Origin of the sequence: Pseudomonas sp. PS01298 (assembly GCF_029959745.1) — a bacterium.
In the GTDB taxonomy this organism is placed as follows: Bacteria; Pseudomonadota; Gammaproteobacteria; order Pseudomonadales; family Pseudomonadaceae; genus Aquipseudomonas; species Aquipseudomonas aylmerensis.
In genome coordinates, this window is the sequence record NZ_JASCPP010000088.1 from 16,669 (window position 1) to 28,794 (window position 12,126).

A 12,126-nucleotide genomic window follows, 5' to 3' on the forward strand; every position below is an offset into this window, starting at 1 on the left:
CTTGACTTATTACGCCTCAAGACAACTCAGCAACAAGTTTCATGCCAGCTCAAGCCTTGTCGTCAAACAACACGTGGCTTGCGCTGGAGAGGCTCTGTGCCAGTTTCAATGCCGTTTCCGACGGAATCTGGCGAATCACTTCACCATTGTCGGTATTGATGACCTTGACCACCACACGGTGAGTCGTGTCATCAATGGAAAAATCCAGGCTGCGCTGGGCAGCTTGTACGAATTCGCGAATATCGGTTACCGCTTTTTCCAGGTCCGCACGCTCAGGCTGTTTGCCGATGGCGGGGGCTTCCTGGACTTGGGTGGTGCTTTTGTCGGATGCCGCCTGAACAGGCGCGCTCTGAGGTGCAACCGGCGGATAAGACTGGTTCAGCTTTACACTCATGTCCATGTCCAATCTCCTCTAAACCGAAAAAACGGAAGGGCACGTAGACGCGCCCTTCCGTTAGTTACCAAGCGCTGGGATTACTGAAGCAGTTTCAGTACAGCGGATGGCAGCTGGTTAGCCTGCGACAGGATCGCGGTGGAAGCCGACTGCAGGGTTTGTTGCTTGGTCAGTTCGGCGGTTTCGGAAGCGAAGTCGACGTCCTGAACGGTGGAACGTGCAGCGGTGGAGTTCTTCTGAATGTTCTGCAGGTTGTCTGCAGTGGTAGTCAGACGGTTCTGGGTAGCACCCAGGCCCGAACGAACGCTGTCGATGGTGCCGATGGCTTTGTCGATTACCGACAGAGCGTTTTGAGCCATGTCAGCGCTGGTCACGTCAGTGTTAGCGATGGTGGTTTTGGCGGAAGCAGCGGTGGTGGCCGCAGCTGCGCCGAACAGACCGCCAACACCGGCGCCCGACAAGGAGTAACCCTTGGAGGAGTCCAGCGATACCTGGCCAGTGGCGATCATCACGTCGGTTTCAAGCAAAGCGGTGCCTGCACCGGTAGGGAAACCGCCAGAACCATCTTTGGATTTGATTGTAACAGCGGCTGCACCGGCGGCGTTGCCTGTGACAGCACCGAATACGACGTTCTCACCGGTATCTGACTTGATCGAAAGCGTTTTCTTGGATTCGTCGAAGTTGACGCTGATGCCCAGCTTAGCGGCGTTGGATTTCAGCTGATCAGCCAAACCAGCCTGGCTGGTGACACCAGTCATGGTGACTTTCTGACCACCAACAGTCAGGTCAAAGGTCGCACCAGCAGCAGGTGTGGCACCGGTAAACGCGGCAGCGTTAACTTCGATTTGGACTTCAGTGCTTGCTGTGGCAGTCAAACCACCAATGGCACCGTTCAACTTGCTTGCGATAGATTGTGCCGACGCTCCGACCGGTACGGCGATCGCATCGCTCACCTGGCCGTTACCGGTCACGGTGATAGTGCCAGCAGCGCTGCCGATACCTGCGGTAGTCGGAGTGATCGCGACGCTCTTGATCTGCTGCGAACCAATATTGTTGGCTGCAACGTTTTCCAGGCTCAGGTTGATGGTTTCGTTAGCGTTGGCGCCAACCTGGATAGCTTTGGTACCGTACGAACCGTCCAGCAGCTTCTGGCCACCGAAAGTAGTGGTTTGCGAGATACGGGTCAGTTCCGAAGTCAGAGCCTGGTATTCGTCGTTGTTCGACTTACGGTCGTCAGCGCTGAGGGAGCCAGTAGCGGAGGACAGAGCCAGGGTACGCATTTTCTGCAGGATGTCGGTCGAAGCCTGCATCGCGCCTTCAGCGGTCTGAGCGATGGAGATACCGTCGTTCACGTTTTTTACAGCTTGGCCCAGGCCGTTGATTTGGCTGGTCAGGCGGTTAGCGATCTGCAGGCCGGCAGCGTCGTCTTTAGCGCTGTTGATACGCAGGCCGGAAGACAGGCGCTGCATGGAAGTGGCCAGGGCGCCGCCAGCTTTGTTCAGGTTGCCCTGAGTAGTGATCGAAGCAATGTTGGTGTTTACTGTTAAAGCCATGACGAAATCCTCGTTGGATGGATACTGCGGCTTCCGGCCCTGGCAACCGCCGGGTGTGGCCTGAGAACCTACGTAATAGTTATCGTCGTGGTAGCCGGTTGCTTGAGGATTTTTTTGATTTTTTTTACTGGCGCCGTGCCACCCCTTGCAATTCAAGGGTTTACGCCTGCACAAAACCCAGCAAACATTGGCTTTTCTGGCGCCAAATAAAAAACGCCGATGATCTTTCGATCATCGGCGTTTTTGTTTGTCGCTATTAAAGCGTCACGGGCGATAGAGAATCGCCGAACCCCACGACAGGCCCACACCAAAACCACTGATGGCCACACGCTTCCAGGTGGCGTCCATCACGTGCTTTTCCAACAGCAGCGGAATGCTCGACGACACGGTATTGCCGGTCTCGACCATGTCCTTGATGAACTTGTCCACCGGCGCATCTTCGAAGCGACGCGCCACGGCGTCGACAATCGCCGCACTGCCCTGGTGAATACAGAATGCATCGATGTCATCGGCCTTGAGCTGCGACTCATCGAGCAGCTCGTGCAAATGCGCCGGCACCTTGAGCAAGGCGAAGTTGAACACCTGGCGACCATTCATGAAGAACACGCCATCGCTGACCTTCAGGTGCGGCGCGCCGGAACCGTCGGTGCCGAACTTGGACTTGCCGAGCAACCACGGTGCGTCTTCGCCCATCCAGGTAGCGGTGGCGGCATCACCGAACAGCATGGTGGTGTTGCGGTCTTCCGGGTCGACGATCTTCGAATACGGGTCGGCGGTGATCAGCAGGCCGTTTTTCAGGCCGGCGGCTTCCATGAAGCCCTTCATCGCGTAGATGCCGTAGACATAGCCGGAGCAGCCCAGGGAGATATCAAAGGCGGCGACGTGAGTCGGCAGGCCCAGTTTGTCCTGGACGATGGCGGCAGTGTGGGGCAGGCCCTCTTCGTCGCCGTTCTGGGTGACGACGATCAGCGCGTCGATGGACTCGCGCTTCAAATCCGGGTTGTTGGCAAACAAAGCGTTGACCGCCTCGACACACAGGTCAGAGGTTTCCTGCGCCGCTTCCTTGCGCGGCAGGAAGGCCGAACCGATCTTGCCAATGATGAACTCTTCATCCTTGGCGAATTTGGCACCCTGGGCGTAGTTATCGATCCCGTCTGCCGGCACGTAACTGGCGATGCTTTTTATGCCAATCATTGTGGCTTCCCAATACTAAATAGCTGGAGAACACCCCCGGACCACGCCTGGGGTGCTGACAATAAAGGGGATAACCCCATAAAAATCTCGCTGAAAGCCGCCCCGCACGGACCCTGTGACGACTTATCCTTTTCACACGATACAGTGAAGATGCGCTTTATGACTCACAGGTCACTCAATTTTGTGTGCTTTATGCAAAACCTTCAAACAATTAAATCCCAGAAACGACAACGGCCCAGCCTGTTTCCAGGCTGGGCCGCTTGACATGCCAGCGCTTACATCTTGTTGAACAGGCTCAACTGCGAGACTTTCACAAACGCCAGTTGCGAGGCTTCCAGCATGGTTTGCTGCAAGGTCAGGTTGATCGCCGCCTCGCCCATGTCGACGTTGGCCAGCGCACTCATGGTGCTGGTATTGGCCAGGCCGACGCTGGTGTTTTCGCTGGCCTGCACCGTCAGCGCGTTCTGCCGGGCGCCAATGGAACCGCGCACGTTGTCGACCTGGTCGGACGAACTGGTGAGGTTGGCGACCGCCGCGTTCAAGGCGTCCTGGAGCTTGACCCGCGCGCCCGGGATACCGTCTGCCGGCTGTTGCAGGGCCTGGCGCAGTTGGCCCAGGGTGTCGAGGGCGTTCTGGGTTTTCTGGGTGCTGTTGCCGATCGAGAACTGATCGCCCACATTCGGCGTGCCGCTCACCTCGAAAGTGACCCCCGCTGCGGTGATCGTGTTCGGAGCCGGCGGAGTGCCCGCGTTGATCACGCCCTCGCCAATCGACTTGCTGTTGGCGGTGTACGGCTGGGCATAGACTTTATAAGCCGTCGCGTCGGTGTCATCGAACTTGATCAACACGCCGCTGTTCGGAAAGGTGCTGGCGTAGCCGGCCGCGCTGCTGACCTGGCCATTGGTCAATTGCGCCGACGAGGTGTTGCTCGGGGTCCGCGAGGTGTTGAAGGCGTCCGGCTTGGCGCTCAGGCTGAATTCGCGCCCGGCGACCAGCGCATCGGCGTCAGGCCCGGTGGCGGTATCGGTGAGGTCAACGGTGATATCGAACTTCACCCCGCGGATGTTGATGCTGGCACTGCCTTCCTTGGTGGAATCGAACGTGCCATTACCTGGCAGCTGCGAGGTAATGTTGTTGTTGTCCTTGTCCGTCACCACGTACTGGGTGCTGCTGGTAAAGGTCACCTTGTACGGCTGGCCATCGGCGAACTGCTTGGTGTAGTCGATGCCCGAGCCCACCAGGCCCGCCGAAATCGCGACCTTGTGATCATCCACCAGCGGCGGCGAAATCGCCGGCGGCACAGGCGCAGTCGCAGGTGCGAGGTAATTGGACTGGGTACGACTGGTGTTGACCGCCCCTTCGAGGATGGTCTTGCCGGTGTCGCCGGTGCGCACGTTGAGCGTCTCGGAGACTTGCAGGCTCAGCTCGTTTTCGTCGCCCTGATAGCTATAAGTGCCATCGTTGTTGCGCGAGTACGGCGGTGTATCGGTCTTGGAGCCGGAGAACAGGTAGTTGCCCGCCGAATCCTTGCTGTTGAGCAAGCCCAGCAGTTGATCCTCAAGCGCGCCCACCTCGACCGCAATCGACTTGCGGTCGGCGTCACTGGTCACGCCACCGGCGCGCAGTGCCAGCTGGCTACCGGCCTGGATCGTGTTACTGATCGCAGTCAGGACGCTTTCTTCGTTGGTCAGCGTATTTTGAATGCTGGTGATATTGCCGCTGAACTGGGCCAGCATGTCTTTCTGCTGTTGCAGCATCAGCAGGCGCTGGGCGGCAACGGGATCATCCGCGGCGGTTTGCACACGCACGCCGGAGCTCGCCTGCTGCTGCGCCTTGACCACGCTGGAGTAGTTATCCGTATAGCGCGTGGCACTGGTGTCGAAGTACTGCTGTGTAGAAATGCGCATCGTCCCAGGCTCCCTTAAAGACTATTGATCAGCGTACTGAAGGTTTCTTGCGCAGCCTTGATGATCTGCGACGACGCGGTGTAGTACTGCTGGAACTTGATCATGTCGCCCGCCTCTTCGTCCAGGTTGACCTGGGACACCGAGTTGCGCGCGTTCTTGTTGGCCGTCAACAGCGCGGTGGTAGCCGTGGTGTCGGTGGTGGCCGCAGCGGCCTTGGCGCCGACGGTCGACACCAACTTGCTGTTGGCCCCCACCAGGCTGAGCCCGCCACTGCCATCCGCCCCAACACCGACGGTCGCCTTGGTCTGCAGACCGATCAGCGCCTGGGCGTTGCGGTTGTCGGACTTGCCGGTGGCATTGAACGAGAACGAGGTGCTGTCCCCGCTGGTCGGCGAGCCAGCCACGGTGGTGTCGAAGCTGAAGCTCTTGGCCGGATCGAGCAAAGTACCGCTGGCATCGCGCATCGGCACGTTGATAGTGATCTTGTTGGCTTGGCCCGGAACGATAGTGCCCGTGCCGATAGGCTCACCCTTGGCGTTACTCAGGGTGTAGCTCTGGGTGCCATCGGCGGCTTTGTCGCCGAATACCATTTTCACCGGCATCGAGTTGGCGATGCCGACGCGCAGTTGCGCGGCGTCAGCCCCGCCCTCGATGTCGATGGGCACCGTCAGGGTCGGTGGCGTGAACGTGCCGGTGCCCTGGTTGCTCTTGCCGGCCTCGCCCTGCAACGGCGCGGCAAACGCGATCTTGCTCGGGTCGGTCAGCACGGTGCCGATTTCCTTGGCGCCGTTGGCGGTCGGGCTGACCTTGAAGCTGTCACCCTCTTTTACCCCGGCCGCGCCGTTCTTGATCGTCAGGGTGACCCCGTCGATTACCGGCGGCGGCGTGGCGCTCAGATCGTAGGTACCCATGGCCTTGCCGTCGGAACGCAGCACGGTGACCTTGTTGAGGTTGGTACCGTCGTTGAACGAGACCTTGTAGTCGAAGTTGGTCAGCTTGCTGCTGTCCGCAATCGTCACGCCCAGGCTTGCGTCACCCGTGTTGCCTTGTGCCGCCTGGCTGCGCAGGGCGACGGACGCCGCGTTGTTGATGTCCTTGAACATCGAGGCGCCGAACTCACCGTTGAGGTCCACGCCCTGGCCCAACTGGCTGTTGATCGCGTCGGCGGTGACGATGGCAATCCGACCCAGGTCGTTGATCGCCGGCATCAGCACGTCGCTGCGATAGCGCAACAGGCCGCCGATGCTGCCGCCGCTGATCACGTTGCCCAGGTCGACGGCGGTGTTCCCGGCCATGTTGAGCTGGATCGTGTATTGGCTGGTGTCGCCTTTGCTCGGTACTGCAGAAATCGTGTTGGACTGGTCACCCAGCACCAGCGATTGACCGCTGCCGGTGCTGACACTGAACACGCCGTTTTTCTCACTGGCGGTCACGCCAATCAACTCGTTCAGCGAGCGCACGGCCTCGGCACGCGCATCCAGCAGGTTGGCCGGCGTGGTGTTCGACGAACCCTGGACCTGGTTGATCTGCTTGTTCAGGGAAGCAATCGACGACGTCAGCTGATTGACCTGGTCGGCCATCGAGGTCAGCTGGCTGTTGATGGTTTCTTTCTGCTGGCCCAACTGGTTGGAGATCGAGTTGAACCGGTTGCTCAAGGTCTGGGCGTTGGTGAGCAGAATCTGGCGGGCCGACGTATCGTTGGGGTTGGCCGACGCCGTCTGCACGGCAGCGAAGAACGAACTGAGCACGGCCGACATGCCGGTGGTCTTGTCCGACAGCGTCTTGTCGACGGCACTGACCTGGTCCAGGTACGCCGCGGCATCGCTATTGAGCGCGGTGCTGTTCTGGTAGGCGGTGTCCAGGTACTCGTTGTACACCCGACGCACGTCAGCCAGGGTCGTGCCGCTGCCGATGAACACGCCGCCGTACGGGTTCGACGCATTGGCGCTCTGGGTGGTCTGCTGACGCGAATAGCCCGCGGTATTGGCGTTGGCAATGTTATTACTCAAGACCGACAACGATCCTTGAGCGGCGTTAAGCCCTGACATCCCGATACTGAGCAAACTCATGGTTCAGACCTTATAAATGTGTGGTTGCGCCAGCGGCAGCGTAGTTCTGGTAGCTATTCATCGTTTTGGCGATCTGCGAAATCTTGCTGGCGTAGTCCGGATCGGTTGCGTATCCGGCTTTTTGCAACTCGCGTACAAACTGTTCCGGGTTGTCGGCCGACTTCACAACTTCTTTATAGCGATCATTGCTTTGCAGCAATGTCACCAGGTCATGGAAGCTGTCCTGGTAGGAATTGTAGGAACGGAACTGTGCCGTCTCCTTGACCATCGCCCCATCCCGAAACTCGCTGGTGATTGCGCGCGCCTGGCCGCCCTGCCAACTCTGGCCGGCCTTGATGCCGAACAGGTTGTGGCTGCTGCTGCCATCTTCGGCGCGCATCACCGACTTGCCCCAGCCGGTTTCCAGGGCGGCCTGGGCCACCAGGTATTTGGGGTCGACGCCAATACGCGCGGCGGCCGCCTTGGCCATCGGCAACATGGTCGCGACAAATTCATCCTGCGAGCTGAAGGCCTTCTTCGCCGGCGCCAACGGTGGCTGGGCGACGGCGCGGCCGTACACCTGCATGCGCCCGCTGGGCACGGCAAAGGTGCGTGCGCTGCTGTTGATCACGTTGTCGGCAGCCGCGCTGTTACGCAGCGGCGCGGCCTGGGCCACGGTGGTTGCGTCGGTGCTCGGCACGATGCCGGCCAGCAGGCGATCGGTCAGTTTGCTCGGCAAGGCGATACGGCGCTGGTTCATCAGTTCCATATCGTTGGCATGCGCGCTGGCGCCTTCGGGGACCGCCACGCGGTAAGCCCAGAGTGGGCGCTGGCCATTGGAACGGCCCAGCGGACCTTCGGCCTGGGTGCCGGCGGCAATCTCGGTCGGCACTGCGGCTTTCTTCACCGGCTCGGCTGCCGCCGGGCCCTGCAAGGTGGCCGCCTGGGCGTCCACCGGCTTGTTCTTCTGCATCTGGCGCATCAGCACGTCGGCCAGGCCGATACCACCGCCCTCGCGGGACATCGAGACCGCCAGTTGCTGGTCGTACATTTCCTGATACTGCTTGGCCGCCGGGGTGTTCAGCGGGTTGTCCTTGCCCAGCGCTTCAGTGGCCGAGCGCATCGACTTGAGCATCTCGCTCAAGAACAGCGACTCGAACTCCTGCGCCACTTTGCGCATGTTGCCTTCGCTGTTCTTGTCGTCACCGACCTTGAGCTGGTTAAGCCGGTTCAGGTCGGAGTAGGACCCCGAGTCCGCCGTGCTGCTGATCCCGCTCTTGCGCATATCCATGGCCATGGCCTCAGATCACGATCAGGTCGGCTTGCAAGGCGCCGGCCTGTTTCAGTGCTTCGAGGATCGCCATCAAGTCGCCGGGGGCTGCGCCCACCTGGTTCACCGCGCGGACAATCTCATCCAGGGTGGTGCCAGGGCCGAACTTGAACATCGGCTTGGCTTCTTGCTGGGCATTGACGCGCGAACGCGGTACCACTGCGGTCTGGCCGTTGGACAACGGGCCAGGCTGGCTGACGATCGGGTCTTCGGTGATGGTCACGGTCAGGCTGCCGTGGGTCACTGCCGCTGGCGAGACCTTGACGTTCTGGCCGATCACAATGGTGCCGGTCCGCGAGTTGATGATGACCTTGGCCACGGCCTGGCCCGGATCGACTTCCAGGTTTTCCAGGATCGACAGGTAGTCGACGCGCTGGCTTGGGTCGAGCGGCGCGGTGACGCGGATCGAGCCGCCGTCGATGGCCTGGGCCACGCCAGGGCCGAGCATATCGTTGATCTTGTCGACCACGCGCTTGGCGGTGGTGAAGTCGGAGCGATTGAGGTTCAGGGTCAGGCTGTTGCCCTGGTTGAAACCACTCGGCACGGTCCGCTCGACCGTGGCGCCCCCGGGAATACGCCCGGCCGACGGCACGTTGACGGTGATCTTCGAACCGTCGCGACCTTCGGCATCAAAACCGCCGACCACCAGGTTGCCCTGGGCGATGGCGTAGACGTTGCCGTCGATACCCTTCAGGGGCGTCATCAACAGGGTACCGCCACGCAGGCTTTTCGAGTTACCGATGGACGACACGGTGATGTCTACGACCTGGCCCGGCTTGGAAAACGCCGGCAAGTCGGCACTGATCGATACGGCAGCGACGTTCTTGAGCTGCACGTTGCCCGAGCCCGCCGGCACCTTGATGCCGAACTGCGAGAGCATGTTGTTGAAGGTCTGCAAGGTGAACGGGGTCTGGGTGGTCTGGTCACCCGTGCCATTGAGCCCCACCACCAGGCCGTAGCCGATCAACTGGTTGGAACGCACGCCGGAAATACTGGCGATGTCCTTCAGGCGTTCGGCCTGGGCGACGGCGCTCAGGGACAGCAGGAGTGCCGCCGCCATCAGCTGTTTGAGTTTCAAAGTGGCCACCTAGAAAGGGAACAGCGGGCTAAGGAAGAAACGGTCGAACCAGCCCGGCTGACTCGCATCAGCAAACGAACCCGTACCCGAGTAGGTAATGCGCGCATCGGCAATCCGCGTAGACGGCACGGTGTTGTCGGTGGAAATATCATCGGCGCGGACCATGCCGGCGATGCGCACCAGCTCATCGCCGGTGTTGAGGGTCATCCACTTTTCACCCCGTACGGCGATGATGCCGTTGGGCAACACGTCAGCCACGGTCACGGTGATCGAGCCGGTCAGGCTGTTGCCCTGCCCTGCCGCGCTCTTGCCGTTGGTGGCACGGTCGCCGCTGTAGCCGGCGTCAAGGCTCAGGTCACCGCTGCCCAACGGGTTGTTGGTGTTGGGCACGCCGCCGAACAGCGAAGTCAGGCCAATGCTGGTCTTGCTGGTCTTGCCGATCTGCGAGTTGGCATTCTTGCTGGCCTGGGTCTTCTCGTTCAGGGTGATGGTGATGATGTCACCCACGCGGAACGCCTTGCGGTCGCTGTACAGGTTCTGTTCGAAACCGGCCTGGTAGATCGAGCCATTGTTGGCCGCCGCCGGCAGCGGCGTGCGTGGCAACACCGGCGCGTAGTACGGGTCATTGGGTTTTGGCGTCGGGGCGACACAGCCCGCGAGCACGGCAATCCCACTCAATGCCAGAACGGAAACATAGCGATTCATGACCCTTACCTCACGGTGTTGCAGGCGCCCTCAAGAGCGCCCCATAGACTTGATTACAGATTCTGCGTTACGAACGAAAGCATCTGGTCGGCGGTGGAAATCACCTTGGAGTTCATCTCGTAGGCGCGCTGGGTGGTGATCATGTTGACCATCTCCTCAACCGTGCTCACGTTGGAAGTTTCCAGGGTGCTTTGCAGCGTGGTGCCGAAACCGTTGAGGCCAGGGGTGCCGATTTGCGGCGCGCCGCTGGAGGCGGTTTCCAGGAACAGGTTGTTCCCCATGGCCTGCAGGCCGGCCGGGTTGATGAAGTCGGCGGTCTGCAGGTTGCCGATCACTTGCGACGCCGGGTTGCCGGCGACGGTGATCGACACGGTGCCGTCGTTGCCGACGGTGAAGGTCTTGGCATCCGCTGGGACGACCACAGCCGGCTCCAGGGCAAAACCGTTGGCCGTCACGATCTGGCCGTTGGAGTCCAGGTGGAAAGTACCGTCACGGGTGTAGGAAGTAGTGCCATCCGGCTGCAGGATCTGGAAGAAGCCACGGCCGTTGATGGCCATGTCCAGCGGTTGGCCGGTCTGCTGCAGGTTACCGGCGCTGAAGTTCTTCTGGGTGCCGACGATCTGCACACCAGTACCCAGTTGCAGGCCCGACGGCAGTTCGCTGTCCTGGGTCGACTGGGCGCCTGGCTGTTTCTTGATCTGATAGAGCAAGTCCTGGAACTCGGCACGGTCACGTTTGAAACCCGTGGTCGACACGTTGGCCAAGTTGTTGGAAATGGTGGTCAGGTTGGTGTCCTGGGCGGACAGACCTGTTTTGGCAACCCATAGAGCCGGAAGCATGCTGTTCTCCTTCGTGCGCCTGTTTGTTGGCGCCGCATCACAAATTAGTTAGGGCTGTTATCAGCTCATCTGCATGACGCGAGTCATGGCCTGATCGTCTTCTTTAGCGCTGTTCATCATCTTGATGTGCAGCTCGAACTGCTTGGAAAGCGCCAGCACTGCGGTCATTTCTTCCACCGCATTCACGTTGCTCGCCTGCAGGAAACCCGAGGTCAGGGTCACGTTCGCGTCGGCCTGGGCCGGCTGGCCATCCTTGGTATGGATGGTGCCGTCCAGGCCTTTATTCATATTCTTGAGGTCCGGCTGGACCAGCTTGATGCGGTCCACTTCGGCCATCACACGCGGGCCTTCGCCCATGGCGCGGATGCTGATGGTGCCGTCGGAACCCACTTCGATTTTTTGCTGCGGCGGCACGGCGATCGGACCACCATTGCCCATCACCGGCATACCGTTGCCGGCCCGCAGCACGCCCAATGCATCGACGTTCATGCTGGCGCTGCGCACGTAGGCTTCGCTGCCATCCGGGGTCTGCACGGCCAACCAGCCGTTGCCGTTGACGGCCACATCAAGGTCGCGACCGGTTTCGATCATCGCGCCGGGGCTGAAGTCGGTGGCTGGGCGCTCGGTCATGGCAAAGGCGCGCGCCGGAAAGCTGTCGCCGAACACCGGCATCGAACGCGCCTGTTCCAGGTCGCGTTGGAAACCATTGGTGGAAATGTTCGCCAGGTTGTTGGCATGGGCCTTCTGCGCCAGAGCATTCTGGCTGGCGCCGGTCATTGCCACATAAAGGTACTTGTCCACGCTCTTTCCTCTTTCTGACGGACGCTTGCCGCCCACCGCTGTACTGATGAGGCTTAAGCAATTTGCGAACCAACTTTTTAAAATGAGGGAAAGACCAGGCAGGGCAAGGGTTTGCGCCTGGGTGACGGGAAATGGGCGATGAGTGAGAGTCGAAAAAACGGCGGACTTATGCCGCTTACGGCAACGACACAATCAAATGAGGGAGCGGGCTTGCTCGCGAAGGCGCTGTGTCAGCCAGCACATAAGGGGACTGATCCACCGCATTCGCGAGCAAGCC

At 60.4% G+C, this 12,126-nt stretch carries 10 protein-coding genes; all 10 read right to left on the minus strand.

Annotation, left to right across the window (positions count from 1 at the left end; translation table 11 throughout):
• Window positions 1-49: 49 nt before the first annotated feature.
• Window positions 50-400, minus strand: a complete 351-nt coding sequence (locus QMX97_RS24155) for a flagellar protein FlaG (RefSeq protein WP_282397745.1) — start codon at window positions 398-400, stop codon at window positions 50-52.
• 74 nt (window positions 401-474) lie between these two features.
• Window positions 475-1,947, minus strand: a complete 1,473-nt coding sequence (locus QMX97_RS24160; RefSeq protein ID WP_282397746.1) for a flagellin — start codon at window positions 1,945-1,947, stop codon at window positions 475-477.
• Window positions 1,948-2,211: 264 nt separating this feature from the next.
• The gene (locus tag QMX97_RS24165; RefSeq protein ID WP_065909788.1) at window positions 2,212-3,141 is read right to left on the minus strand and encodes a ketoacyl-ACP synthase III; all 930 of its coding nucleotides are present in this window, start codon (window positions 3,139-3,141) and stop codon (window positions 2,212-2,214) included.
• 275 nt (window positions 3,142-3,416) lie between these two features.
• On the minus strand, window positions 3,417-5,048 hold the full coding sequence (locus QMX97_RS24170) for a flagellar hook-associated protein 3 (protein ID WP_106803033.1): 1,632 nt from the start codon (window positions 5,046-5,048) through the stop codon (window positions 3,417-3,419).
• Between the two features lie 14 nt (window positions 5,049-5,062).
• Window positions 5,063-7,117: a flagellar hook-associated protein FlgK gene (gene flgK / locus QMX97_RS24175; protein ID WP_065909784.1), complete on the minus strand. Its 2,055-nt coding sequence runs from the start codon at window positions 7,115-7,117 to the stop codon at window positions 5,063-5,065.
• Window positions 7,118-7,127: 10 nt separating this feature from the next.
• A complete protein-coding gene (gene flgJ, locus QMX97_RS24180; RefSeq protein ID WP_065909782.1) occupies window positions 7,128-8,393 on the minus strand; it encodes a flagellar assembly peptidoglycan hydrolase FlgJ in 1,266 nt (421 codons plus the stop codon).
• 4 nt (window positions 8,394-8,397) lie between these two features.
• On the minus strand, window positions 8,398-9,486 hold the full coding sequence (locus QMX97_RS24185) for a flagellar basal body P-ring protein FlgI (protein ID WP_033901075.1): 1,089 nt from the start codon (window positions 9,484-9,486) through the stop codon (window positions 8,398-8,400).
• Between the two features lie 27 nt (window positions 9,487-9,513).
• The gene (flgH, locus tag QMX97_RS24190; protein ID WP_003214607.1) at window positions 9,514-10,209 is read right to left on the minus strand and encodes a flagellar basal body L-ring protein FlgH; all 696 of its coding nucleotides are present in this window, start codon (window positions 10,207-10,209) and stop codon (window positions 9,514-9,516) included.
• 53 nt (window positions 10,210-10,262) lie between these two features.
• Window positions 10,263-11,048 (minus strand): flagellar basal-body rod protein FlgG, encoded by a 786-nt coding sequence (gene flgG, locus QMX97_RS24195; RefSeq protein WP_005790105.1) that lies wholly within the window; start codon window positions 11,046-11,048, stop codon window positions 10,263-10,265.
• 60 nt (window positions 11,049-11,108) lie between these two features.
• Window positions 11,109-11,849, minus strand: coding sequence for a flagellar basal body rod protein FlgF (locus QMX97_RS24200; RefSeq protein ID WP_065909780.1), 741 nt, complete (start codon window positions 11,847-11,849; stop codon window positions 11,109-11,111).
• Between the last annotated feature and the right edge of the window lie 277 nt (window positions 11,850-12,126).